Source organism: Ruegeria sp. O6 (assembly GCF_056535045.1).
Genome location: NZ_JBQERM010000024.1, coordinates 1 through 22,181, shown reverse-complemented (window position 1 = coordinate 22,181; position 22,181 = coordinate 1). Strand labels below are relative to the sequence as shown.

27 protein-coding genes and 3 tRNA genes are annotated in these 22,181 nt (G+C 58.2%); 7 read left to right on the top strand and 23 right to left on the bottom strand.

Translation table 11 applies throughout. The features are described from left to right. Nucleotides 1–559: 559 nt before the first annotated feature. Nucleotides 560–703 (bottom strand): DUF6538 domain-containing protein, encoded by a 144-nt coding sequence (locus tag ACR0DY_RS19305; RefSeq protein ID WP_480484539.1) that lies wholly within the window; start codon nucleotides 701–703, stop codon nucleotides 560–562. A 99-nt stretch (nucleotides 704–802) separates the two neighbouring features. Further along, a tRNA-Thr gene (locus ACR0DY_RS19300) sits at nucleotides 803–878 on the bottom strand. Nucleotides 879–1,059: 181 nt separating this feature from the next. Here ACR0DY_RS19300 and ACR0DY_RS19295 point away from each other — a divergent pair. Continuing rightward, nucleotides 1,060–1,929, top strand: a complete 870-nt coding sequence (locus tag ACR0DY_RS19295) for a hypothetical protein (RefSeq protein WP_480473567.1) — start codon at nucleotides 1,060–1,062, stop codon at nucleotides 1,927–1,929. A 22-nt stretch (nucleotides 1,930–1,951) separates the two neighbouring features. On the opposite strand, the gene ACR0DY_RS19290 is transcribed toward ACR0DY_RS19295, so the two are convergent. Next, entirely contained in the window at nucleotides 1,952–2,848 is an 897-nt protein-coding gene (locus ACR0DY_RS19290) for a LysR substrate-binding domain-containing protein (RefSeq protein ID WP_480488363.1), read from the bottom strand. A gap of 101 nt (nucleotides 2,849–2,949) precedes the next feature. Here ACR0DY_RS19290 and ACR0DY_RS19285 point away from each other — a divergent pair, with 101 nt between their 5' ends. From ACR0DY_RS19285 to ACR0DY_RS19270, 4 genes are read left to right on the top strand one after another with little or no spacing between them, the layout of a single operon-like run. Beyond that, the gene (locus ACR0DY_RS19285) at nucleotides 2,950–4,122 is read left to right on the top strand and encodes a pyridoxal phosphate-dependent aminotransferase (RefSeq protein WP_480546343.1); all 1,173 of its coding nucleotides are present in this window, start codon (nucleotides 2,950–2,952) and stop codon (nucleotides 4,120–4,122) included. Continuing rightward, nucleotides 4,119–5,321 carry an acyl-CoA dehydrogenase gene (locus tag ACR0DY_RS19280; protein ID WP_209508024.1) on the top strand — a complete coding sequence of 401 codons (1,203 nt, stop codon included), beginning with the start codon at nucleotides 4,119–4,121 and terminating at the stop codon, nucleotides 5,319–5,321. The genes ACR0DY_RS19285 and ACR0DY_RS19280 overlap by 4 nt, the downstream gene beginning before the upstream one ends. A gap of 11 nt (nucleotides 5,322–5,332) precedes the next feature. Continuing rightward, nucleotides 5,333–7,522: a thiamine pyrophosphate-dependent enzyme gene (locus ACR0DY_RS19275; RefSeq protein ID WP_480546345.1), complete on the top strand. Its 2,190-nt coding sequence runs from the start codon at nucleotides 5,333–5,335 to the stop codon at nucleotides 7,520–7,522. Further along, complete coding sequence (locus tag ACR0DY_RS19270) at nucleotides 7,519–8,556, top strand: ACP S-malonyltransferase (protein ID WP_480484484.1); 1,038 nt, start codon at nucleotides 7,519–7,521, stop codon at nucleotides 8,554–8,556. Before ACR0DY_RS19275 ends, ACR0DY_RS19270 begins: the two co-directional genes overlap by 4 nt. Nucleotides 8,557–8,867: 311 nt before the next feature. Here the strand turns inward: ACR0DY_RS19270 and ACR0DY_RS19265 are convergent. The 16 genes from ACR0DY_RS19265 to ACR0DY_RS19190 form a co-directional block, all read right to left on the bottom strand. Beyond that, a tRNA-Phe gene (locus ACR0DY_RS19265) sits at nucleotides 8,868–8,942 on the bottom strand. 79 nt (nucleotides 8,943–9,021) lie between these two features. Next, nucleotides 9,022–9,204: a DNA gyrase inhibitor YacG gene (locus ACR0DY_RS19260; RefSeq protein WP_480473599.1), complete on the bottom strand. Its 183-nt coding sequence runs from the start codon at nucleotides 9,202–9,204 to the stop codon at nucleotides 9,022–9,024. Next, nucleotides 9,201–10,223: a ribonuclease E/G gene (locus ACR0DY_RS19255; protein WP_209508066.1), complete on the bottom strand. Its 1,023-nt coding sequence runs from the start codon at nucleotides 10,221–10,223 to the stop codon at nucleotides 9,201–9,203. Before ACR0DY_RS19255 ends, ACR0DY_RS19260 begins: the two co-directional genes overlap by 4 nt. Continuing rightward, nucleotides 10,220–10,798, bottom strand: coding sequence for a Maf family protein (locus ACR0DY_RS19250; RefSeq protein WP_480546347.1), 579 nt, complete (start codon nucleotides 10,796–10,798; stop codon nucleotides 10,220–10,222). The genes ACR0DY_RS19255 and ACR0DY_RS19250 overlap by 4 nt, the downstream gene beginning before the upstream one ends. A gap of 11 nt (nucleotides 10,799–10,809) precedes the next feature. Continuing rightward, on the bottom strand, nucleotides 10,810–11,028 hold the full coding sequence (gene infA, locus ACR0DY_RS19245; RefSeq protein WP_005978431.1) for a translation initiation factor IF-1: 219 nt from the start codon (nucleotides 11,026–11,028) through the stop codon (nucleotides 10,810–10,812). A 91-nt stretch (nucleotides 11,029–11,119) separates the two neighbouring features. After that, nucleotides 11,120–11,995 carry a carbon-nitrogen hydrolase family protein gene (locus ACR0DY_RS19240; RefSeq protein WP_480898974.1) on the bottom strand — a complete coding sequence of 292 codons (876 nt, stop codon included), beginning with the start codon at nucleotides 11,993–11,995 and terminating at the stop codon, nucleotides 11,120–11,122. A gap of 174 nt (nucleotides 11,996–12,169) precedes the next feature. Continuing rightward, nucleotides 12,170–12,628 (bottom strand): hypothetical protein, encoded by a 459-nt coding sequence (locus tag ACR0DY_RS19235; protein ID WP_480488378.1) that lies wholly within the window; start codon nucleotides 12,626–12,628, stop codon nucleotides 12,170–12,172. Between the two features lie 157 nt (nucleotides 12,629–12,785). Further along, nucleotides 12,786–13,379: a GNAT family N-acetyltransferase gene (locus tag ACR0DY_RS19230; protein ID WP_480898971.1), complete on the bottom strand. Its 594-nt coding sequence runs from the start codon at nucleotides 13,377–13,379 to the stop codon at nucleotides 12,786–12,788. Continuing rightward, nucleotides 13,372–13,770, bottom strand: a complete 399-nt coding sequence (locus ACR0DY_RS19225) for a ketosteroid isomerase-related protein (RefSeq protein ID WP_480488382.1) — start codon at nucleotides 13,768–13,770, stop codon at nucleotides 13,372–13,374. The genes ACR0DY_RS19230 and ACR0DY_RS19225 overlap by 8 nt, the downstream gene beginning before the upstream one ends. Continuing rightward, nucleotides 13,767–14,225: an arsenate-mycothiol transferase ArsC gene (locus ACR0DY_RS19220; protein ID WP_209505795.1), complete on the bottom strand. Its 459-nt coding sequence runs from the start codon at nucleotides 14,223–14,225 to the stop codon at nucleotides 13,767–13,769. The genes ACR0DY_RS19225 and ACR0DY_RS19220 overlap by 4 nt, the downstream gene beginning before the upstream one ends. Before the next feature lie 3 nt (nucleotides 14,226–14,228). Further along, nucleotides 14,229–14,708, bottom strand: a complete 480-nt coding sequence (locus ACR0DY_RS19215) for a UPF0262 family protein (RefSeq protein WP_171722821.1) — start codon at nucleotides 14,706–14,708, stop codon at nucleotides 14,229–14,231. Between the two features lie 98 nt (nucleotides 14,709–14,806). Continuing rightward, nucleotides 14,807–16,108, bottom strand: coding sequence for a histidinol dehydrogenase (gene hisD / locus ACR0DY_RS19210; protein ID WP_480898968.1), 1,302 nt, complete (start codon nucleotides 16,106–16,108; stop codon nucleotides 14,807–14,809). Between the two features lie 61 nt (nucleotides 16,109–16,169). After that, nucleotides 16,170–16,691 carry a GNAT family N-acetyltransferase gene (locus ACR0DY_RS19205; protein WP_480898965.1) on the bottom strand — a complete coding sequence of 174 codons (522 nt, stop codon included), beginning with the start codon at nucleotides 16,689–16,691 and terminating at the stop codon, nucleotides 16,170–16,172. Next, a complete protein-coding gene (locus tag ACR0DY_RS19200; protein ID WP_480507465.1) occupies nucleotides 16,692–17,168 on the bottom strand; it encodes a DUF2948 family protein in 477 nt (158 codons plus the stop codon). Continuing rightward, complete coding sequence (gene murA, locus ACR0DY_RS19195) at nucleotides 17,165–18,433, bottom strand: UDP-N-acetylglucosamine 1-carboxyvinyltransferase (RefSeq protein ID WP_480898958.1); 1,269 nt, start codon at nucleotides 18,431–18,433, stop codon at nucleotides 17,165–17,167. The genes ACR0DY_RS19200 and murA overlap by 4 nt, the downstream gene beginning before the upstream one ends. A gap of 6 nt (nucleotides 18,434–18,439) precedes the next feature. Next, complete coding sequence (locus ACR0DY_RS19190; protein WP_480898956.1) at nucleotides 18,440–18,595, bottom strand: hypothetical protein; 156 nt, start codon at nucleotides 18,593–18,595, stop codon at nucleotides 18,440–18,442. An 83-nt stretch (nucleotides 18,596–18,678) separates the two neighbouring features. Here ACR0DY_RS19190 and ACR0DY_RS19185 point away from each other — a divergent pair. Both ACR0DY_RS19185 and ACR0DY_RS19180 read left to right on the top strand, forming a co-directional pair. Then, a tRNA-Thr gene (locus tag ACR0DY_RS19185) sits at nucleotides 18,679–18,753 on the top strand. An 855-nt stretch (nucleotides 18,754–19,608) separates the two neighbouring features. Then, complete coding sequence (locus ACR0DY_RS19180; protein ID WP_480898955.1) at nucleotides 19,609–19,917, top strand: hypothetical protein; 309 nt, start codon at nucleotides 19,609–19,611, stop codon at nucleotides 19,915–19,917. 418 nt (nucleotides 19,918–20,335) lie between these two features. Here ACR0DY_RS19180 and ACR0DY_RS19175 read toward each other — a convergent pair whose 3' ends face one another. From ACR0DY_RS19175 to ACR0DY_RS19160, 4 genes are all read right to left on the bottom strand, one after another. Next, entirely contained in the window at nucleotides 20,336–20,893 is a 558-nt protein-coding gene (locus tag ACR0DY_RS19175; RefSeq protein ID WP_480898953.1) for a hypothetical protein, read from the bottom strand. Between the two features lie 80 nt (nucleotides 20,894–20,973). Continuing rightward, the gene (locus ACR0DY_RS19170; protein WP_480898951.1) at nucleotides 20,974–21,174 is read right to left on the bottom strand and encodes a hypothetical protein; all 201 of its coding nucleotides are present in this window, start codon (nucleotides 21,172–21,174) and stop codon (nucleotides 20,974–20,976) included. A 4-nt stretch (nucleotides 21,175–21,178) separates the two neighbouring features. After that, nucleotides 21,179–21,589, bottom strand: coding sequence for a hypothetical protein (locus ACR0DY_RS19165; protein WP_480898949.1), 411 nt, complete (start codon nucleotides 21,587–21,589; stop codon nucleotides 21,179–21,181). Beyond that, entirely contained in the window at nucleotides 21,589–21,888 is a 300-nt protein-coding gene (locus tag ACR0DY_RS19160; RefSeq protein ID WP_480898947.1) for a hypothetical protein, read from the bottom strand. Before ACR0DY_RS19160 ends, ACR0DY_RS19165 begins: the two co-directional genes overlap by 1 nt. Nucleotides 21,889–22,181 lie beyond the last annotated feature (293 nt).

Sequence of the window (22,181 nt, the reverse complement as noted above, 5' to 3'; positions counted from 1 at the left end):
AAACGCCGCTTGCTGCATCATCAGAACGCGGCGTAGATTGAAACTGCGGCGAGCCTGATCCTCCTAAGCCAATCAAACGCTCGTGTTCCAAATCATTCGATGACGGACATGTTAAGGTGTCTGAAGTCAGCGCCTACCGGACAGATTTAGAGTTTTCATCATATACTCTTTAGCTGCTCGAAGTACGTGTGAATAAGTTTGTCGCCGCAATCTGTTGTTCTAACGTCGTGAACAACAGAAATGCGCCACTGCGCACCGGAGACACTTCTCTAGCTTAGCAAACGAACCGCAAAACGATTGTGAACCATAGAGCTACAGAGGCTGGTCCGCAGCAGACGTTCCTTTAGTACTTTCGTTGAGCCTTTTTACATCGACTTAGCCAAAAGCCAAAAAGTGATGGCCAAGTCCACGAAGACTTTTCTTTGAAACTCATCACTCATGCTTGATACCAATCCAATTTCAGCAGCCTGCACTTCTTTCAAATCTGGTAGCTGCTCAAGGAGCTTCCAGTCGCTAATCCCATAACAATCGTCCTAAACAAGTGTCTACAGGCCGAATATCAAACCCAAGCATCACTGTGGTTTAAGGTACTGAGGTTTGGATAATGCTTACGAACATCGTCGGGAACTCGCCTCCGAAAATAGTAAACACCGCCCTCTTTCTTCTGAGAAAAGAATTTGCTGAGATCATAACCGCTCCAAATTCAGCGATGGCTAGAGGCATAGCGTCGCCTCGTGTGTCACCTTCGAATCCAGAGAATGCGCTTTAAAACGCTTATATTTAAGAGATTTCAGTGATTTAATGGTGCCCCCACACGGACTCGAACCGCGGACCTACTGATTACAAATCAGTTGCTCTACCAGCTGAGCTATAGGGGCACTGGCAGTCGATTACTTCGTCCGACAGAGGACTGCAACCCTCATTTTTAACTCAAACTTGGGGATTGCCCGATTTCCTGAGAAAGTGCAGAAACCGCACGGTTGGTTCATTGCAGATTTTCACGCGACGCAAAGACATGGAATGGGATGGACCCAGCCCCTGAGGGAAAAAGGACAAAAGATGCAGGTAGTAATCCATGCCGGGGCCGCTTTCGCCGATGAAGGGCAAGTGCTGTCCTCGCTCTCGGCAAACAAGCAGGCCTTGGCGGATTGCCGTGCTGCGATCTTGGGACCGCGCGGCGGACGTCAGTTTGTCAAGGTTCTGTCTGATGCCCTTGCTCAGGATTTGTCTGATGCAGAAACACAGGACGGGCTGCACGCCCTTCTTCCGGATGATCCAAATGTTGATCGTGTCATCCTCTCGAACGACAAGTTCTTTGGCCCAACACGCTCTGCCCTGCAACATGGACAGATTTACCCTTTTGCCGGGCAGCGGACAGCCTATGTGCAGACCTTGCTGGACGATGCTCAGGTCGAAATATTTGTCGGTCTGGTGAACCCCGGTTTTTTCATACCCAAGGTCCTTATGTCGATCCATGAAGATCACCGGCAGGAGATTCTGACCAGCACCGATCTGAGTTGCCTGAGCTGGTTGAGTATGATCGAAGATCTGCGCGATCTTGCACCTCAGGTGCAGCTCACTTTGTGGAAGAACGAACATTTGCCACTGATTCTGGGGGATATCACGCGCGCAATGGCGGGCCTGCCCGGTGACGCTCCTCTGGTGGATGAATATGCGTTGCTGTCGTCGCTTCTGACTGAAACCGGTCAACAGCATGTTCTGGACATCGTGCGGGGCGGCGTCGGCCTCGACAAGGACGCTCAACGCGAAGACCTTGCGCGGGTTTTGGAGGACTATGCCCGGCCCGATGAGGTCGAAGAAGAACTTGATCTGCCCGGCTGGAACGCAGACATCGTTGACGCATTTACAGAGCTTTACGAGCAGGATCTGGCAATCATCCAGACCATGCAGGGCATCCGGATGCTGTAACCCTTCTGTCGCGCCCGCACCCTTACAAATGCCTTTTCGTTTGCCGGATGATCCAGTCCGCAAATGCTTGTACGGCTTCGTTCCTCTGCCCGGTCGGCGTTGCAATGAAATATGCGCTGCCCGAGGCATTCACCAATTGCCCGGTCTGGACCAGCGCGCCCGACGCCAACTCGGCCTCGATCAGGTAGGACGGCAAAATCGCAGCCCCAAGCCCTGCAACTGCGCCTTCGATCAGCATCGAGAACTGATCAAAGCGCATCCCTGGAAAAACCGCTCTGGCGTCAAGCCCAAGGCTGGCATGATACTCGGACCATAGCCCGGGCCGTGAGGTCAGATGCAACAGCGGCAGATCGAACACATGCTGTTCCTCGAAAGGCCGTTGGTCGCCCAACAACACGGGCGCGGCTGCCACGACAAGTTTTTCCGGGAACAGCTTGCGTAGCCGCGCACCGGGCCAGTCTTCGTGGCCAAAGTGAATGGCAAGGTCCACGCGCCGCTCTTCCAGGCTGAACGGTGTTGTGTAGGAATGCAAATCCAGTTCGATCCCCGGATGCAGGTGCTTGAAATCCGGCAGTCTTGGCACCAGCCACCGTGTAGCAAAGGTGGGCAGGACCGCCAAGGTCAGCAACGACGCACCGTCACCGGCCGCGATCGCACGATTGATCGTACCGTTCAGCCGCTCTAGGTCGCCTGCAAGTTCTTCAAACAAAGCGCGACCCGCTTTCGACAAGCGAACGGCACGCCCGACCCGGCGAAACAGCGTCACCCCCAGCGCAGCCTCAAGTTCACGCACCTGGCGGCTAACCGCGCCCTGCGTCACACCAAGCTCCTCTGCTGCCATGGTATAGCTTTCGTGGCGCGCGGCAGCCTCGAAGCTGCGCATGAGGGCAAAAGACGGGAGGGAGCTGATTCTGGGCATATCACTTATGAGTTTTAGTCACAGAAACGATACAAAACAGCGTATTTTTATCAAGTTACTTTGCAGATAGAACCTCAGTCACCTCCAGAGGAAGATTGACAGTGTTTCACCGCGCAAACCGACTAAACGGTATCGAATTGTCCGAAATCGTGCAGATATCCGAGGCCGCCGCACGCTTGCGTTCGGAAGGGCGCGATGTTCTGGCGCTGTCGACCGGTGAACCTGACCTGCCGACCCCGCCCCATGTGGTCGAAGCTGCCCACGCGGCAGCGCTGGACGGCAAGACGAAATACCCGCCGACGGCCGGGGTGCCCGACCTGCGCGCCGAAGTTGCCCGGCAGGCCAAAGCCGAAGTGGCTCAGGTCATTGTGTCCACCGGTGCCAAGCAGGTGATTGCCAATGCGATGCTGGCCAGCCTGAACCCCGGCGACGAGGTCATCATGCCCGCGCCCTACTGGACCAGCTATTCTGACATTGTGCGGATGGCGGGTGGGACGCCCGTCATTCTGCCATGCCCGATGGATCAGGGATTCAAGCTTCTGCCGGAACAGTTAGAGGCCGCAATCACACCGCGCACGCGCTGGCTGATGCTCAACACGCCGTCGAACCCGTCGGGGGCAATCTATACGCAGAATGAAATTGCCGCCCTCGCATCTGTTCTGTCTCGGCATCCACAGGTCTGGGTTCTTGCGGATGAGATTTATCGCCATCTCAGCTTCACTCCGTTTGTTTCAGTGGCCGAGGCGGCCCCTGACCTTGCCGACCGTCTGTTGATCGTCGACGGTGTCGCCAAAGCATGGTCCATGACCGGATGGCGCATCGGCTGGGGGATCGGGCCGGTCGAGATGATCAAGGCAATGGTGGCCGTTCAGGGGCAGGTTACATCGGGCGCCTGTTCGATTGCACAATGGGCCTCGCTTGCGGCGCTGACCGGCAGCCCGGACCTGTTGGAAGAACGCCGGGTCATTTTTTCCGAACGCCGTGATCTGGTGGTTGCAGGGTTGAACACGGTTCCGGGGTTGCGCTGCGCGGCTCCCGACGGGGCGTTTTACGCCTTTCCTTCCTGCGCCGGACTGCTTGAGGATCAGGGAGGACCGTTCAAAAATGACGCTGACTTCTGCACCTGGTTGTTGGAAGATGCCGGTGTCGCTCTGGTTCCCGGTCGCGCCTTCGGGTTGCCCGGACATTTTCGCCTGAGCTTTGCTTATGCCCAAGATACAATTGCAGCGGGGCTTGCACGTCTCAAAGCCGCTGTAGAAAGGAAACTCTCATGAAACCACAATCCCGCCCCCAGCTTGGCCCTTTCACTTGGGATGACCCTTTTCTGCTGGAAGACCAGCTGGCCGAAGACGAACGCATGGTGCGCGATGCGGCCAACGCCTACGCGCAGGACAAACTGCTGCCCCGTGTGACCCAGGCTTTCGCCAATGAAGAAACAGACCCCGAAATCTTTCGCGAGATGGGTCAAATGGGCCTTCTGGGCACGACTATCCCCGAAGAATTCGGCGGCATCGGTGCCAGCTATGTCACTTACGGTCTGGTCGCACGCGAAGTGGAACGGGTCGACAGCGGTTACCGCTCGATGATGTCGGTGCAGTCCAGCCTCGTCATGTATCCGATCTATGCCTACGGAACGGATGAACAGCGCCGGAAATACCTTCCGAAACTGGCCAGCGGTGAGTCTATTGGCTGCTTTGGCCTGACCGAGCCCGATGCAGGCTCGGACCCCGGCGGCATGAAAACCGTCGCAAAAAAGACTGATGGGGGCTATGTCCTCAACGGGTCAAAGATGTGGATCTCGAACGCGCCCATTGCTGACGTGTTTGTTGTCTGGGCCAAATCAGACGCGCATGACGGCAAGATCAAGGGTTTCGTTCTTGAAAAAGGCACACCCGGTCTTTCAGCTCCGAAGATCGAAGGCAAACTGTCGCTGCGCGCCTCGATCACGGGTGAGATAGTGATGAACAATGTCGAGGTCGGGGAAGATGCTCTGTTGCCGGGTGTCGAAGGTCTGAAAGGGCCGTTTGGCTGCCTGAACCGTGCACGATACGGTATCGCCTGGGGATCGATGGGCGCAGCTGAGGCCTGTTGGCACGCCGCGCGGCAATATGGTCTGGACCGAAAACAGTTCGGCCGCCCTTTGGCGCAAACGCAGCTGTTCCAGCTAAAGCTTGCGAACATGCAGACGGAAATCGCCTTGGGCCTTCAGGCCGCTCTGCGCGTGGGTCGTCTGATGGACGAAGCCCGCGCAGCGCCGGAAATGATCAGTCTGATCAAGCGCAACAATTGCGGCAAGGCACTTGAGGTCGCACGCCACGCACGTGACATGCACGGTGGCAATGGCATCAGCCAAGATTTCCACGTGATCCGCCACATGGTGAATCTGGAAACCGTGAACACATATGAAGGCACGCATGATGTTCATGCCTTGATCTTGGGTCGCGCGCAAACGGGCCTGCAAGCCTTCGCCTGAGGACGACAAAGATGGATCGCGCAACCATTGTGCATGACAACTTCCTGCGCCGGGTTGCGGCACGGGATTTCCCCGCTGGCGCGACGCCGTCTGGCCCACTGACAGCGTCCGAAGCGGTCGGGCTGTATCGCGCGCAATGTCTCAGCCGTGCATTGGACCGCCAAAGCCGGGCAATGCAGAAAGCGGGCCAGGGATTCTATACCATCGGCTCCTCTGGTCACGAAGGGATGGCCGCCGTGGCGGCAGCCCTGCGCCCGACAGACCCCGCTTTTCTGCACTACCGCGACGCCGCGTTTCAGATCGCCCGGTCCGATCAGGTGCCGGGGCAGAGCCCGACATGGGATATTCTGTTGTCCTTCGCTTCATCCTCTGATGATCCGATCAGCGGTGGGCGGCACAAGGTGTTGGGGTCAAAAGCGCTTTGCATCCCGCCACAGACCTCGACCATTGCCAGCCACCTGCCCAAAGCTGTCGGCGCGGCTTATGCAATCGCGGCAGCCCGCCGTCACAAACCCGAACATGCAGAAATGCCGGACGACGCCATCGTCTACTGTTCCTTTGGTGATGCTTCGGCCAACCATTCCACAGCGCAAGGCGCGTTCAACACCGCGCAGTGGACGTCTTACCAGTCGGTTCCCCTGCCACTGCTGTTCTGCTGTGAGGACAACGGGATCGGAATTTCGACCAAGACACCACAAGGCTGGATTGCCGCAACATTCTCTCATCGACCGGGACTGAAGTATTTCACGTGTGACGGGCTCGATATTTTCGAAACCTACCGTGTCGCACAAGAAGCCGCCGCCTATGTCCGCAGCCGCAAGAAGCCCGCATTTCTGCACATCAGCACGGTGCGCCTGTATGGCCACGCCGGGGCAGATATGCCCACCACCTATATGCCAAAATCCGAGGTCGAAGCCGAAGAGGCGAACGACCCCCTGCTGCACTCCGTCCGTCTGCTGGAACAATCCGGTGCGATGCAACCGAATGACGCCCTGAAGGTATACACCGACACCTGCGACCGCGTCTCCCGCGTCGCCGACAAGGCGATCACCCGCCCTCGCCTGAAAACCGCAGGTGACGTGATGGCCAGCCTGATCCCGCCCGCACGCCCCTGTGCCCCGACCAATGGCCCGTCAGCTGAACATCGGGCTGAAGTATTCGGCGGCGACCTCAAAGCACATGCTGAACCCCAGATCATGTCACGCCTGATCAACTGGGCCCTGAGCGACCTTATGCTTGAACACGGTGAGATCGTGATGATGGGCGAAGATGTCGGGCGCAAGGGCGGTGTCTATGGCGTGACGCAAAAGCTTCAGGCCCGTTTCGGCCCTGACCGGATGATCGACACGCTGCTGGACGAACAGTCGATTCTGGGCCTAGCCATCGGGATGGCTCAGAACGGGTTTACGCCCATGCCGGAAATCCAGTTCCTGGCCTATCTTCATAACGCCGAAGACCAGTTGCGCGGCGAAGCGGCCACCCTGCCCTTCTTCTCGAACGGTCAGTACACCAACCCGATGGTCGTGCGCATCGCCGGGTTGGGGTATCAAAAAGGTTTTGGCGGGCATTTCCACAATGACAACTCGGTCGCGGTTCTGCGCGATATTCCGGGGCTGATCCTGGCCTGCCCATCGAACGGCGCCGACGCTGCACGAATGCTGCGTGAATGCGTGCGGCTGGCCCGGGAAGAACAGCGGCTGGTCGTGTTTCTGGAACCCATCGCGCTCTACCCGATGCGGGACTTGCACGAAGCTGGGGACGCAGGCTGGATGCACACCTACCCCGACCCATCCGAAAGGATCGGTTTCGGCGAGGTCGGCGTGGATGGCGACGGCGACGATCTGGCGATTGTTACCTTTGGCAATGGCGTCTACCTCAGCCATCAGGCGCGCAAACCGCTGGAGGCCGACGGGATAAAAAACCGGATCATTGACATGCGCTGGTTGTCACCGCTGCCCAAAGACGCGCTGACCCGGGCCGTAAGCGGCGCCAAGCGGATATTGATCGTCGATGAAACCCGGCATCACGGTGGCGTGGCCGAAGCCCTGATGGCCCATTTCCACGAAACCACAGATGTGCCGATGGCACGTATTACGGCCGAAGACAGTTTTATCGCCACCGGCCCGGCCTATGCCGCAACTATGCCATCGAAAGACAGCATCGAGGCCGCAGCAAGATCCCTGATGGAGACGGGCAAATGAGGTCAGCAAAACAAACCGCTGTTGTCATCTGTCCGGGGCGCGGCACCTATAACAAACCTGAATTGGGGGTTCTGAGCCGCCATTTTACCGACAAGGCCCTGCTGGCCCATTTCGACGACATGCGCCGCACGCAGGGTCAGGAAACCCTAAGCGAACTGGACGGCGCAACGCGGTATTCCGTGGCAAAGCACACGCGCGGCGACAATGCCTCGGCCCTGATCTATTCCGCGACGCTGGGCGATTTTCGTGCCATTGATCCGGAAAAGGTCGACGTGGTGGCTGTGACCGGAAACTCGATGGGTTGGTATTCGGCCCTGGCCTGCGGGGGCGCCTTGACCGCCGAGGCTGGGTTCGAGGTGGTCAACACCATGGGAACACTCATGCAGCAGAGCCTGATTGGCGGCCAGTTGATCTACCCCTTCTTGGATGCCGACTGGCAGCCGAACCCGGCACGCAAGGCCGAACTGCTGGCTCTGGTCGCTGAGATTGACGACACCGGCGCGACCCTCACCCTGTCAATTGATCTGGGTGGGATGCTGGTTCTGGCCGGGGATGAGGCTGGGTTATCCGCCTTTGAAAACAAGGTGCCTGTGGTGCAGGAACGCTTTCCGATGCGGCTGGCCAACCACGCAGGGTTTCATTCGCACCTGCAACGCCCAGTTGCCGAAGCCGGTCGCAACCGCCTTGCCGAAGATCTGTTCCGGCAACCCAATTTGCCCATGATAGATGGCCGCGGTCAGATCTGGTGGCCCGGCGCCTGTGATCTGGACGCGCTTTGGGACTACACGTTGGGTCATCAGGTGACCGAAACCTATGATTTCACAAAGGCCGTATCACAAGCCGCGAAAGAGTTTGCACCCGACATGTTCATCGTCACTGGACCGGGAACCACACTGGGCGGAGCCGTCGCGCAGTGCCTGATCCTGAGCAATTGGGATAAGATGCAGGACAAAGCAAGCTTTCAGACCAGCCAACGCGAAGAACCTTCGCTGGTCTCAATGGGGATCGAGGATCAACGCACACGTGTGACCTGACCTTGCACACCCTGGCAGTTCGCCCTACGCAAACCGATCGATCGCGGATATTCCGCTCCACTCGGTGCACCGAGCCGTCTGTTCAGAGCCCACCCGAGCAAGCGCCTTGCTTTTCAATTCCACAATTCCGGAACGGAAAAAGATGACAGAGTGCTAGGCTTTAGACGGCAACCTGTTGTCCAATGCTATGGGTCATTTGGCACCTTCACGCAAATCTGGACTCTTTCGGTCAGGCATCTTGCAGACGAGCCAAAGGCCCAAACATCGAACGCGAAGCGTTTGATACCCATCGCTCATTTCTTTGGCTTAAATGGTGCCCGGGGGCGGAATCGAACCACCGACACGAGGATTTTCAATCCACTGCTCTACCCCTGAGCTACCCGGGCACGGGAACGACGTTTGTCGTTGGGTGGAGGCGTTCTATGACTTGCTACCGGCAGTGTCCAGAGGCTTTTTTACATTTTTTCAGTGCGGTCGCATTGTATTGCGTTCGTCCGCATCGGCCTCGGTCTCAGGGTCGTCTTCGCGCTGAGACGGGACCGCGTAAGAGCCGTTCAGCCACTTGGCCAGATCAATGTCTGCGCAGCGTTTCGAACAGAACGGGCGGAACTTCTTTTGCGTTTCTTCTCCGCAGATCGGACAGCTCATTTCAGGACCTCAGCGACAGGTAACCGGCTGCGTTTGCGCTGCAACTCGAAATGCCCCAGAGGTGTCCATCCCGCCAGTATCGTCTCGTCCGGATCCGACTTGAAGGCCGCACGCAGGGCGGATTCGAACCCTCGGCGGTCTTTCTTGGGCATCGGAGCCAGATCCAGTGTGATCTGCCCCGCCAGCCCGCGCACACGCAATGCACGTGGCAAAGCTTTGGCACAAGCGAAGTTGGCTTTTGTCCCGGCCGCCAGCGACGTATCCGCGCCTGTGTTCACGTCAACGGCCACCAACGCGCGGGTCGGTTCGATATAGAGGTATCCGCCTCCGGGGAGAGGCTCGGAAACACCAAGGGCGACATCCAGCGCGTCCAGCACACTATGGGTTTCAAAACTGCCGGTTTTCGTCACAACCTCGGCAGGATCGGTCCAGTCGCGCCATGCGAGGATATGCGGGCTGTCACCTTCGCTGAGCAGTTCGACGTCGGAGCCCTCGTCCGTCATCACTTGTTCAGCTTGCGCAAGCATGGCCGAAATGTCGTCAGCAATGTCACCGGCATCCGCATCCATGCAGCAGGAGCGGAGGATCAACCCGTAGGGGCTGTCGCCCATTTGTTCATGCGCGATTTCAAGCAGTTGATCCCGCTTGTCTTCATCCTTGATGCTGCGCGAGATGTTCAGGCCCGGCGCGTCGGGTGTGACAATGGCAAAGCGGCTTTTGAACAGGATGCGGTTGGTTACAGGGATGGCCTTGCCGGGCTCGGCATATCCGCCCACCTGCACCAGAAGCGTGGCACCCGGCGCTAAACCTTTGACCTGTCGAAGAAAAGCCGGGCCGTCGGGTGTCGTCAGGAACATACCGCCCTGCCCCTTGACCGGTCGATCGGCGCGGGCACGATAGATGGTGCCGGGTGCCGGCGCGTCGGCGGCAATCAGGAGATCATCAAGCTTTCCGTCGACCATCAACGCCGCGGCCTCGCGGCCTTGGATATGGTCCAGAACGATGGTGCGACCCTTCATGATGCCTCGCGATATAGTGGGTAGCCGATCCCTTGCAGCAAGGCGGCAGTCTCGGACAAGGGCAGCCCCACGATGCCAGTGAATGAGCCCGAAATCCATGGGATAAACGCACCAGCAAGGCCCTGGATCGCGTAGGCCCCAGCTTTACCTTGCCAATCACCGGTCGCCAGATAAGCGTTGATTTCAACGTCAGACAGGCGTTTGACCTTGACCTGCGAGACGACATCACGTTGCAGGATGCGATCCCCGCGCCGAACCGCGACCGAGGTGATCACCCGGTGGCGGCGACCGGACAGAGCGTACAGGAACTCTGCGGCCTGACCCTCATCTTCGGGCTTGCCCAGAATACGCCGCCCCAGTGCAACTGTCGTGTCCGCGCAAAGCGTGATGTCACCGCTATCCGATTGAACTGCCATTACTTTTTCACGCGTAATGCGGTTGCAATAGGGAACAGGAAGCTCACCATTCAGCGGTGTTTCGTCGATGTCAGGGGGGCGGATGGCGTCGGGCTGCACGCCAAGCTGCGCCAGCAGGTCCAGCCGCCTTGGGCTGCCTGATCCCAGGATAAACGCCATCTCGGCAGGCGTTATTTGAAGCGGTAGTTGATCCGACCCTTGGTCAGATCATAGGGGGTCATCTCGACCTGAACCTTGTCGCCGGCCAGAACACGGATGCGGTTCTTGCGCATCTTTCCTGCCGTATGTGCGATGATTTCATGGCCGTTTTCCAGCTCGACCCGAAACGTCGCATTAGGCAGGAGTTCCTTCACGACACCGGGAAATTCGAGCGTATCTTCCTTGGCCATGTTGTCTCCATCATTAGGTTGCGCCCGCAGAATCTGCGGGGATGTGCGCTTAAATGAGCCTATTTTTCCCTTATTTCAAGGGCGGATTCATCTAAAGGGCGGATAATGTGACCGTTTCGACTCGGGCGTCCTGCTCTGGCCAATGGGTCCGGTTCAGCACGTGGCCATCGGCGCGGACCGCGGCGATGGCGGACAGGTCGACATCCGCATAGGTCCAGCCGGGTTGGTTCAGAGTGCCCTCGGCCAGCACTCCGGTGGCTGGAAACCCCTTGTCCGGCGGGCCGAAAACGCCGCCCATGCCGGTGTTCATGTCCACTGCCTCGGACCAATCGTTGGCTCCGACCAGTGACGACATAACCGTAACGCATTGATTTTCCAATGCTCTTGACATTGCCCCGATGCGAACACGCCAATACCCTGACAGCGCTTCGGTGCAGGACGGTACAAGGATCATATCCGCATCGCTGAGTGCGCGGCCCAGCAGGGGAAACTCGCTGTCATAACAGATCAGAACACCGATTTTGCCCAGCGCGGTGTCGAACAGCTTGAGCGGACCGCCCGGAGCGATGTCCCAGTCCTCGCGTTCAAAGCGGGTCATGATCTGCTTGTCCTGATGGTCGCGGCCACCGTCCGGGGCGTAGAACGCGGCGCGGTTCACCGGGCGGCCGGACCCATCCACCACCGGGGCCGATGCACCCAAAATGTACGTTTTGTACGCACTTGCGAGGCGCGAGTGCAAATTTTGTACATCCTCGAACCGGTCGGAAACCGCGCGGATCGAGCGTTCAAGATCACCCGCCACCTCGGCACCATCGAGCGTCGACACCTCCATCGCGCCGTATTCGGGGAACACCAGCAGCCCGGCCCCCTGCCCGGCAGCCTCGGCAACCCAACGGTCCAGCTTGTCCTCGTACTGCGCCCAGCTGTCGAGCCAGTCGAGATTATACGCTGCGGTTGCGACTTTCATTGATGGGGTCCCCTTGAGTAACATTTTCGCTAGACACTGGTTGATACCGCCCCGGGCTGTATAGTTTGGTCGCACCACCAGATGCGCTAATGCGTCCTTTTTCAAACGAGGCACAGCGCGGCAACTGAACCGAGTTTTCTCCCTGGTCTCACTGAGCAACTAGCCTGTGTTAATTTAGCAGGAATCCACAGTGCTTTTTGAAAAACGCTCTCCTGTCGGAAGGTAAGTTGAAAATTCAAGCTCACCGCCTATTTCGAAAAACCGCCGAGTATCTTTCTTACCACAAAGATCCTTTTTGACAGAGTAAGCCAACTGTTGTTCCGCTGTTCTGCCATCCCTTGTCGGTTCAGTTTTGATGCGTTCAGGAACATTGACTGCAAGTGATACGACTTTACCGTCCGTTTTCGCTCCTCTCACAGAAACTCCTTGCCCCAGAGGCTTACCCGCAATTTTGTTGTATTCGTTGGTCACCAATGTTGCGAATGCACACCGCTCATTACCATCACAGCCTTCTATGGTTTCCCAAACCTCATCTCGACTTGGCCCCTGAGGGGTGCATGCTGCAAACGTTAATAAAACAAACAGTGCGGATGTTGCGCGATAAATCAAATCGTTGACTCCTATTTTCTTCATGCCCCAGCAATTCTGGTCCTTCAATTTGTTTCACGTTCTTCAATGCACTTAAACGCCAAATCAACAACCGGATTCCGCATTCTATGGCTGTTGGTTTTTGGGCACACTCACCAATATCGTCTTCATTCGCTGCCAACTAATAACGACAAAATTTTGGTCACAGCTCCCTGATCCAGAACTGCAACGGCTTCGGCGTTTCTCCCTCCTCCCCAATATCCTTCCACGAGAATTGGGCGATTGCGCCGGGTAAGGGCTCGTATCCGCGGGCGCGCCAGAAGGTGTCCAGCGGGCGGTAGTGGTCGGGGCGCAGGGGGTGGTCGGTGGGGCGCTGCACGCTGCAAAAGGCGCATTTGGCAAAGCCCAGAGCGCGGGCGTGCTCCTCGCGCGTGTCGAAGAATTTGTGGCCGACGCCCTGCCCGCGATAGTCCGGCAGCAGGACGGATTCAGCGCAATAGAAGATCTGCGACAGATCGAGCCCGGTGTCTGCGAAGGCCGCGGCGAAATCGTCGGCGTGGTCGGTCAGCGGCGCACCGGTCGAGGCGCCGATCAGGCGGTCGCCATCGAAGGCGCCGACCACGATGGCCTTGTCGCTGTCGCGGTAGGATTGCAGGTAATTGCGTTCGTATTCCAGATCGCCGTCATAGAGATAGGGCCAGGCGTGAAATACCCTGATCCGCAGGCGGGCGACATCATCCAGAGCGGCCCCGAGTGCCGCTCCGGTCAGGGGGCGGACGTCGGTGACGTCAGCCATTCGAGACCTGTTTGGTCCAGTCTGCAAGGTTATAGAAGGTGGTGACGCGGGTGATCTTGCCGTCCCTGAGGTCAAAGAACGACCCGGCAGGCAGGCGATAGGTCTGGCCGTGCGCGTCGGGCAGGCCCTCGTCGGTTTCCAGATAGGTGCCGTTGACGATGAATTCGGCCGCGGCGCGGGTGCCGCCCTGAGCCTCGAACACGACGATGTCGGTCAGGTTTTCTCGGTAGCAGCGGTTCATATGGGCGCAAAAGGCGGCGAACTTGTCCTTGCCGACGCGAATCTGGCCTTCGTTCACGTGATGGGCCACGTCATCGGACAGGCAGGCCAGCATGCCATCGACGTCACCGGCGTTGAAGGCATCGAAATAGGTTTTGACGGTCTGGTTCATGTCCCCTCCGTTGGTTCGCCCCAGCGGTCTTTCAGATGCTGAATGATCTGGTCGCGGGTCTGTCGGTAGTGATGTAGCTTTTGTTCGCGGGTCTCGCCCATCCCGGTAGGGTCCATTATTGGCCAATAATCGACATCGAGGTGAAAAACACGGGTCAGTTCCAGCGCCTGCCGCTGGCTGGCGGGCGACAGCGCCACGACCAGATCGAACGAGCTGAGGTCATCGCCCCATTCCTGCATCTCGTCGAAGGAGCGCGAGCGGTGGCGGGACAGTTCCACGCCGACCTCGTGGCAGACCGCGATGCTGAAGCCGTCGATTTCCAGATCGTTATGCACACCGGCGGACTGGACATAGGTGCCGGTGCCATAGAATTTCTTCATCAGCCCCTCGGCCATCGGGGACCGAACCGCGTTGTGGTCGCAACAGAACAAGACCGACTGCGGCAGAGGCTTCACGCGTCAGCCCCCAAAATGCAGAACGCAGATCAGCGTGAACAGGCGACGGGCGGTGTCGGTGTCGACATCTGCCTTGCCTTCCAGCCGTTCCTGCAACACGCGGCTGCCTTCGTTGTGGATACCCCGGCGGGCCATGTCGATGGTTTCGATCTGGCTGGGCGGCAGCGATTTCACCGCATCGAAATAGCTTTCGCAGATCTGGAAGTAATCCTTGACCACCTGCCGGAAGGGACCGAGCGACAGGTGAAACTCGGCCGCTTTTTCGTTGGCCTCGGTTTCAATGTCGAAGACAAGCCGTTTGTCGCGGATCGAAAGCTGGAGGCGATAGGGGCCCTCGGGCACAACGCGGTCGTCGCGTTTGGGCAGCGAGAAGCTGTTTTCTTCCAGCAGATCATAGATGGCGACCTTGCGCTCCTGCTCGATCTCGGGCGTGGGCGGCGGCAGATTTCTATCATCCAGTTCGATATGCGAGATGCGGGTCATCTTTACAGTCACATTCCTTGCGTCAGCACAGACCTATAACAATGATATTCAACGGGCAACGCACAGAAACGCCATATGCGCCCGGTCTTTGCGTCATTTCAGCCATTCAGGCGGTTCAGGCGCGCGGTGACCGAGAGGCCATGCGCCTCGAGGCTTTCCGAGCGCGCCAGCTGTTCGGCAGCAGGGCCGATGGCACGCAGGGCTTCGGGAGTCATCTGACTAAGCGTGGTGCGTTTGAGGAAATCCATCACGCTGAGGCCAGACGAAAACCGTGCCGAGCGGGCGGTGGGCAACACGTGGTTGGGACCGCCGACGTAGTCGCCGATGGCTTCGGGTGTGTACTGACCCAGAAAGATGGCTCCGGCGTGGATGGTTTTTTCGCTCAGCGCGCGCGGGTCGGCCACGCAAAGTTCCAGATGTTCCGGGGCAATGCGGTTGGACAGGGCCGCGGCCTCGTCCAGGTTGCGCACGGTGATCACCGCGCCGTAGTCGCGCCAGCTGACCCCGGCGATGGCGCGGCGTTGCAGGGTTTCCAGCCGTTTTTCGACCGCCTGCGCGACGGATTGGCCGAATGCGGCGTCATCGGTGATCAGGATCGACTGCGCGCTTTCGTCATGCTCGGCCTGGCTGAGCAGGTCCAGCGCGATCCAGTCGGGGTCGTTGTCCTTGTCGGCAATGACCAGAATTTCCGAGGGGCCGGCAATCATGTCGATGCCGACCTTGCCAAAGACGCGCCGCTTGGCGGCGGCGACAAAGGCGTTGCCCGGTCCGGTGATCTTGTCGACCGGCGCGATGGTGTCGGTGCCGTAGGCCAGCGCCGCCACGGCCTGCGCGCCGCCGATGCGATAGACCTCGTCCACACCCGACAGCTGTGCCGCCAGCAGCACCAGCGGGTTCACCTGCCCGTCGGGCGTGGGCACCACGATTGCCAGCCGTTCCACACCGGCCACTTTGGCCGGGATGGCGTTCATCAGCACCGATGACGGGTACGATGCCAGCCCACCCGGCACGTAAAGCCCCGCGGCCGAGACGGCAGACCAGCGCCAGCCGAGTGTTGCGCCCGTTGCATCCGTCCATTCCTGATCCTCGGGCAATTGCCTTTCGTGATAGGCCCGGATACGGGAAGCAGCCAGTTCCAGCGCCGTGCGATCTTCGGCCCCGACCAGCGCCACCGCATCCGCGATCTCCTGTGCGCTGAAGGCCAGCGTTTCGGGCGTCAGCGCCAGCCGGTCGAATTTGGCCGTCAGTTCGATCACCGCCGCATCGCCCCGGTTGCGCACGTCGTCGATGATCTGCGCCACAACCGCATCCACATCCGGGCTGTCCTCGCGCTTGGCCGAGAGCAGGGTCCGGAAGGCGGGTTCGAAATCGGGCGATTTGGTATCAAGGAAAACGGGCATGATCTGGCACTCCGGGCGTTGCGCATTGGGACATATCGCCCGGAGCGCGCGGCCTCAACCCTCAGCCCACGGGGTGCAGCGATTTGTGCATGGCAAAGCAGGACAAATCCCCGTGGCCGCAGCACCGGCCGGTAGCCTGCCAGCCGTGGCGCAGATAGAAATCCTGCGCGGTTTTTGTTGCCTCAAGCGAGGCTGAGGAACATCCCGCCGCGACCAGTTCCCGTTCCAGCCGGTTCAAAACCGCTGCCCCCAGACCACAGCCCGTATGATCCGGGTCGATGTAAAGCAGAGTGATCTCTCCGGTTTCCAACAAACCGCCTACGGCAGCCACCTGCCCGGCCCGTTCAGCCTGCCAGATCTGCGATCCAGGTTTGATCCAGCCCCGGATCGTGGCCGGGTCCTTGTTATCGGTCCATTGCGCGATGGCCTGCGGGTCACCCTGATGATCGGCCCCGCAGAGCTGCGTGATCGAACGGATCAGAACCCGACTGATGTCGAAAACGTCGAAAACGATGGCGCGACGCAGAGTGACACCTTCGGGCACCTTCGAAAACGCCTGAGATATGCCGCGCTTGTTCTGCATCTATTCGGGATGATGCGGGGCCTGACCGGAGGGGGCCTGATAAGGGCGCGTGACGTCCTTGAGGGTGGCATCCAGCGCCTCGACCGTCAGGCGGATCGCGCCGTCACCGGCCAGCGTCAGCAGGACATGGCCCGCGCCATCCTCGCCGGGTTCGAAAACAACCGACAGCAGCGACATGATCATGTCAGTGTCACCGCGATCAATGCCCTGACTGGACACCGAGAGAACCGAACCGAAGACCAGCACCGACTGCACCCGTTCAAACGGGCGGTCGCGGCGGGCGGCGGCATCCTTGTCTTCCCAGCGGAAGCGGTTCAGCAGCAAGCCAAAGCGGCGCTGCGCCGGTTGCCACTTCATCTCGGTCACCGGAAACACGGCATCCTGCGCGAGGGTCGAGATCACCTGAAGGTCATCTGCATCCTCGGCCCCCAGATTAAGCGGCGCCTCGCGCCCGTCTTCAAAGCTTGCGTCTGTCATTGGCCCTTGATCCGTTCAATCTTTGCACCCACGCCTTCCAGCTTGCGCACCACATGTTCATATCCGCGGTCCAGATGATAGACCCGGCTGACCGTTGTTTCCCCTTCTGCCGCCAATCCGGCAAGGATCAGCGAGACCGAGGCCCGCAGGTCGGTCGCCATCACCGGTGCGCCTTTCAGGCACTCGACCCCGGTCACCGTGGCGGTGCCGCCATGCACCTCGATATGCGCGCCCATGCGCACCAGTTCGGGGGCGTGCATGAAGCGGTTTTCGAAGATGCGTTCTTCGAGAACCGAGGTGCCCTCAGCCGTGCACATCAGCGCCATCATCTGCGCCTGCAAGTCGGTCGGGAAGCCGGGGAAAGGTTCGGTCACCACATCCACCGCGCGCACACGCCCGTTTTTGCGGGCCACTTTCAGACCGCCCTCGGTTTCTGAAACGCTGACGCCTGCCGCATCCAGCTTGGCCGCAAAGGATTCGACCAGTGACATGCGACCGCCCAGCAGTTCGACCTCGCCCCCACAAATCGCCGGGGCCAGCATATAGGTACCCAGCTCGATCCGGTCGGTGACAACCTGATGTGTGGCCCCGTGCAGCCGGTCGACGCCCTGAATTTCGATGGTCGGGGTACCTTCGCCGGAAATCTGGGCACCCATCTTGCGCAGGCATTCAACCAGATCGACGATCTCGGGCTCGCGCGCGGCGTTCTTGAGCACCGTGGTGCCCTTGGCCAGCGTGGCGGCCATGACGATGTTTTCGGTGGCCCCGACCGAGGCAAAGCGCATCTGATGCACGGCCCCTTTCAGACCACCCGGAGCCTTGGCGTGCAGATAGCCGTCCTTCAGCTCAATCTCGGCGCCCAGCGCCTCGAGCCCTTCGACATGCAGGTCCATCGGACGGGCACCGATCGCACAACCGCCCGGCAGTGACACGACCGCCTGCCCGAACCGCGCCAGCAAGGGGCCCAGCACAAGATTAGACGCACGCATCTTGCGCACGATGTCATAATCGGCGGTCTGGCTGGTCAGGCTGTGGCTGGACATTGCAATCACCTGACCGTCTTGCAGCGACGACACCTCGGCCCCCAGCGATTGCAGCAGCGCGGTCATGGTCCTGATATCGCTCAGCCGCGGCGCATTGGTCAGCGTCAGCGGTTCTTCGCTTAACAATGTTGCGGGCATCAGCGTCAGGCACGCATTCTTGGCCCCCGCAATCGGTATCTGACCGTTCAGCGGGCCGTTGCCCGTTACCAGAATCGAATCCATCTGCTCTTATCCCTCGTCCTTGCCAGGCTTGTCCCCCGCGGCCGCGCGCGCCTTGGCCTGCGCCTTGCGACGCGCCATGTTGGCCTTGAGCGCCGCCTTCAGCCGCGCCTCGCGCGCATCGCCGGGTTTACCTTGTTTTTTGGGTGAATTTTTATCCGTCATGATCTTTCTCTACAGGAGGCGAAAAAAACCGTCCAGACACCCTTGCGCCGCGTTTCGTTTGAGTCTAATCACCCGCCCACAGCGCTGCTGTAGCTCAGAGGTAGAGCACTCCCTTGGTAAGGGAGAGGTCGAGAGTTCAATTCTCTCCAGCAGCACCATTATAACTCCATGAAAATAAAGCATTTTTGGGCCTGGGTCTGTTTCCGGGGTTCGGAATTTCCGGACTCGATTTCCGGACTTTTGCAGCGAAGCGGTACGGAAATTGACGAAATGTCGCGGGGGTAGAGAAAGGCCCCAAATCTGATTCCGTGTTCCGGGGTTGCCCGTTCGGGCCTCTGATCAGGAGCCTTTGTTAATCAGCATCGTTTTTCGCACCTGCTAACCGCTTGAAGGAGTCACGCGGGAAAGATGCTAATCAGAACCCGCGTGATGTGGCGAAGCTGATATGATCTCGCCACGGTTTCATACTAACAAAAAACCCCGGCCTTGCGATTACTTACGACTGCCTCGAACAAAAAGCATACGTACCGCGAGACAAACGGTAGATTTTCGATTTGAGTCTTTGGCGAAGAACCGAAGTCACGTAGGAATGAGATATGCGCAACTCTGGAAATTAGTACTATGAAAGCATGGATAATAAAATGGAGTTGGTTGGGCGATCACGCGGCTGTGGACCAACCGGATGTAGCAATCTTAAGCGCTCGGACATCTCCAAAGAAGGTTCGCGAATACGTGGACGTCATTTACAAGACTCGAGTTTTTCGGCTTCATGAGCAATTAGTACAAGCTCGGTACAACAAACCGCAACAAAACCCCTACCCTGCGGAATTCGTCGATAGATGGGAAGGCAACATTGTGTGCGGACACAATCCTTATCTTGAGGCCTTCATTGCGGATAGCGTCAGCGTAGAGGTTGATGACAACGGCGAGGAAACGTTGTCATATCAAAGAATAACGCGACAAAGCGTACGCCGAAAGCGTTAACTCTTAAGTACGAACAAAGGAGCGACCTAATGATGGAATTCGTTTCGGGGATTATTGGGGTGATTGTGGGCGGCGGTGTGACTTTGATAGGCATCTACTACAAGCATCATCTTGATACCAAAAAAGGGCGCGAACTAGACGAATTGCGTAAAGCGGACTTGCAGCAGATGTTAGAGACCCCCCCCAAAGGAAAAGAGTGGAGAAAACTTGAAACTCTATCTCGTGTGATTGGCGCGGACTTCGAAACAACAACGCGACTGCTCGTCGAACTTGGTGCTCGCGGGTCTGAAACCGAGAATGACGTTTGGGCTCTCAAGTCGAAGAAGCCATTGCCCTGACTTAAGAACATTGGAAAAACAGGCATAAGCTAACCGAAAAACACCCGTTCCGGCCCTCAGTGGGGCTTACAGCGGGTCAAAAATACCAGAGTAAAGGCTAAAGGATTTTACTTTTGGGAAACGGCGGGGCAACGGCCAGTTCCGGCCCTCAGTGGGGCTTACAGCGGGTCAAAAATACCAGAGTAAAGGCTAAAGGATTTTACTTTTGGGAAACGGCGGGGCAACGGCCAGTTTCGGCCAATATGGAAGGCCCCGCCAGAAACGGCACGAGAGCGGTGCAGTTGACGCCAGCCTAGACGGAAAAGGCCCCCGTGCAAATCCGCCAGATCGGACAGGGGCCAGTTGGGAGTCCGTCAAAACTCTACCCTTGGGGCCATGATAAAACGGTGTTGATCTGGTGCCAAACTTTAGAGCGGAGTTAAATTCCTGACTGCATGATCGCGTCAGTTACGGAGAATATGCCAACAAAGAACATCACCAAAGACGACAGCGCCGATAGCAACGCAATCCAGAAAACGACTGTTCTTATCGTCTGGTCTCTTTTAGCCCCGTCCGTTCTTTCAACGTAAGGGTGTTCCCACTTCAACTTTACCTGACAAGAAATACCGTGATCCAAAAGATTAACCACGTAAGCCAAAACAGCGGTTGTGGCTCCACTACCGACACCCAACGCAAACCAGAGTATCGGCCAAACAAGATATGTGGAGTTAAATTCTGCGGCACCCGCACTAGCTTCTACCGCGCCCAAGAAAGCTAACAAAGCGATTACAGCCGCGCCGTTTACAAGAATTAATGACCGTATCGCCAACGCCGAAGTGTCTAATGCCGCTTTCAAATAGTCGTTTTCTTCTTCCTTACTTCGATCATGCGCGCGAATGGCGTGTTCGCGGTTGATTTCACTTTCTCGGATTGCGGTTTGATGATTGATTTCCGCAAGCCACTTCTGGCGCTCAAATTCAAGTTCTTCTTTTGTCATACCGCATAGGTAGAATCCGAAAATCCAGACTGCAAGATGTTGAATGACTTGAATCACCCAACATCAAACCGGGCCAACGGTCAGGGCGCGGGCAAATCCTCGGGCTTGATCCAAAGGCGGGTGTGCATCGGATTATCTAAGCCGGGGTCCACCCTCAAAACGTGGTGCATCTGTAGCCGCGAATTGATCGGTTCATATCGGGCAGACGCCAGCCACCCGGCGGCGTTGTCGGTCTGGCAAACCGGGTTGCCCCGGTTGTTGTAAAGCGTGACTAGGGCCATTGGTTCAACCTTTCATCCTTGCAGATTTCGGGGGCCTTCCCCGGCCAGCGTGGGCCGGGTGCTTTCGGTGGTTTGGCGTGTAGAGTTTCAGGGCGTTTGACTTAGCCCTTTCGTCCAGCACCTCGGCAGATCGGCGGCGGATTGCGCCTAGCGTTTCCCGCGTGGTGCTGAATAGGTTCTGCCAAATAATCCGGGTTTCATCAGGCAGGCCAAATTCGGTGATTTGGTGCAGCACGGACTCGGCCAGTGTCAGACCATCGCCCCGGAATAATCGCCCCACCCGATGCGCACCTTGGACGCCAAGCCAAACGGCATCCTCTGACGGTTGCCCGGTGCGCAGATCGTAATCGGGCGAGACAATCAGAGTCGGAAACTCGGCCACAGGTGCGGGCTTTGGTTTGGTCGGTGTGTCCATCAGATGCGGCCCCCTAGCATTGCCTGAAAATGTGCGTTCAGGTGTTGCGTGATCGTCTTTCGCGCGGCCTCGGGCGGTTCAATCGCCCATTCAACGGCCATGCTTTGCCCCTCTTGTCTGGCCTGACAAATCAGCAAATCCCCGGCGGCTTTGTCAGTGACCATCAGATAGGCGGACCCATCGGCGCGGCCATATCGAAACAGGTAGCCAGCGGGCGACCATCTGGACTCCTTCCAAGCCACGTTAGGCGCGTAGTTCGGGCGCGGTTCCGGCGTCCCGGTGGATAGGTGTTTACTCATCGGATCACCTCACCACGCAACAGCGGTTAGATACGCGGCCCCGCCTTCGTGCATCAGGCCCCAAGTCACGGGCTGAATCAGGCGCAAGGCTTGTGAGTTCGTTTGATACATTGACTGTCCGCCATCAGCACCCATGGAACAGACTAGGTTGATTGCGTAGCGGAGGATTTCAGGCTCATCGCAACCATCAGAGAGTGGAGATGAGAATGAAATCCGGGAAACAGAAAGCGTCAGCAGAGAGAGTTGTCAAAGACATCCGCAGGAAGACACGGCGCCAGCATTCGGCAGAGGAG

Bases quoted from the DNA above. Each gene is read 5' to 3' on its own strand.
- murA (WP_480898958.1), bottom strand. From the start codon at position 18,433: ATGGATTCGATTCTGGTAACGGGCAACGGCCCGCTGAACGGTCAGATA.
- ACR0DY_RS19160 (WP_480898947.1), bottom strand. From the start codon at position 21,888: ATGAGTAAACACCTATCCACCGGGACGCCGGAACCGCGCCCGAACTAC.
- ACR0DY_RS19235 (WP_480488378.1), bottom strand. From the start codon at position 12,628: ATGAAGAAAATAGGAGTCAACGATTTGATTTATCGCGCAACATCCGCA.
- ACR0DY_RS19295 (WP_480473567.1), top strand. From the start codon at position 1,060: ATGCAGGTAGTAATCCATGCCGGGGCCGCTTTCGCCGATGAAGGGCAA.
- ACR0DY_RS19175 (WP_480898953.1), bottom strand. From the start codon at position 20,893: ATGACAAAAGAAGAACTTGAATTTGAGCGCCAGAAGTGGCTTGCGGAA.
- ACR0DY_RS19255 (WP_209508066.1), bottom strand. From the start codon at position 10,223: ATGAAGGGTCGCACCATCGTTCTGGACCATATCCAAGGCCGCGAGGCC.
- ACR0DY_RS19225 (WP_480488382.1), bottom strand. From the start codon at position 13,770: ATGAACCAGACCGTCAAAACCTATTTCGATGCCTTCAACGCCGGTGAC.
- ACR0DY_RS19215 (WP_171722821.1), bottom strand. From the start codon at position 14,708: ATGACCCGCATCTCGCATATCGAACTGGATGATAGAAATCTGCCGCCG.
- infA (WP_005978431.1), bottom strand. From the start codon at position 11,028: ATGGCCAAGGAAGATACGCTCGAATTTCCCGGTGTCGTGAAGGAACTC.
- ACR0DY_RS19170 (WP_480898951.1), bottom strand. From the start codon at position 21,174: ATGGCCCTAGTCACGCTTTACAACAACCGGGGCAACCCGGTTTGCCAG.
- hisD (WP_480898968.1), bottom strand. From the start codon at position 16,108: ATGCCCGTTTTCCTTGATACCAAATCGCCCGATTTCGAACCCGCCTTC.
- ACR0DY_RS19200 (WP_480507465.1), bottom strand. From the start codon at position 17,168: ATGACAGACGCAAGCTTTGAAGACGGGCGCGAGGCGCCGCTTAATCTG.
- ACR0DY_RS19165 (WP_480898949.1), bottom strand. From the start codon at position 21,589: ATGGACACACCGACCAAACCAAAGCCCGCACCTGTGGCCGAGTTTCCG.
- ACR0DY_RS19280 (WP_209508024.1), top strand. From the start codon at position 4,119: ATGAAACCACAATCCCGCCCCCAGCTTGGCCCTTTCACTTGGGATGAC.
- ACR0DY_RS19290 (WP_480488363.1), bottom strand. From the start codon at position 2,848: ATGCCCAGAATCAGCTCCCTCCCGTCTTTTGCCCTCATGCGCAGCTTC.
- ACR0DY_RS19270 (WP_480484484.1), top strand. From the start codon at position 7,519: ATGAGGTCAGCAAAACAAACCGCTGTTGTCATCTGTCCGGGGCGCGGC.
- ACR0DY_RS19190 (WP_480898956.1), bottom strand. From the start codon at position 18,595: ATGACGGATAAAAATTCACCCAAAAAACAAGGTAAACCCGGCGATGCG.
- ACR0DY_RS19240 (WP_480898974.1), bottom strand. From the start codon at position 11,995: ATGAAAGTCGCAACCGCAGCGTATAATCTCGACTGGCTCGACAGCTGG.
- ACR0DY_RS19180 (WP_480898955.1), top strand. From the start codon at position 19,609: ATGATGGAATTCGTTTCGGGGATTATTGGGGTGATTGTGGGCGGCGGT.
- ACR0DY_RS19275 (WP_480546345.1), top strand. From the start codon at position 5,333: ATGGATCGCGCAACCATTGTGCATGACAACTTCCTGCGCCGGGTTGCG.
- ACR0DY_RS19260 (WP_480473599.1), bottom strand. From the start codon at position 9,204: ATGAGCTGTCCGATCTGCGGAGAAGAAACGCAAAAGAAGTTCCGCCCG.
- ACR0DY_RS19250 (WP_480546347.1), bottom strand. From the start codon at position 10,798: ATGGCGTTTATCCTGGGATCAGGCAGCCCAAGGCGGCTGGACCTGCTG.
- ACR0DY_RS19230 (WP_480898971.1), bottom strand. From the start codon at position 13,379: ATGGCTGACGTCACCGACGTCCGCCCCCTGACCGGAGCGGCACTCGGG.
- ACR0DY_RS19205 (WP_480898965.1), bottom strand. From the start codon at position 16,691: ATGCAGAACAAGCGCGGCATATCTCAGGCGTTTTCGAAGGTGCCCGAA.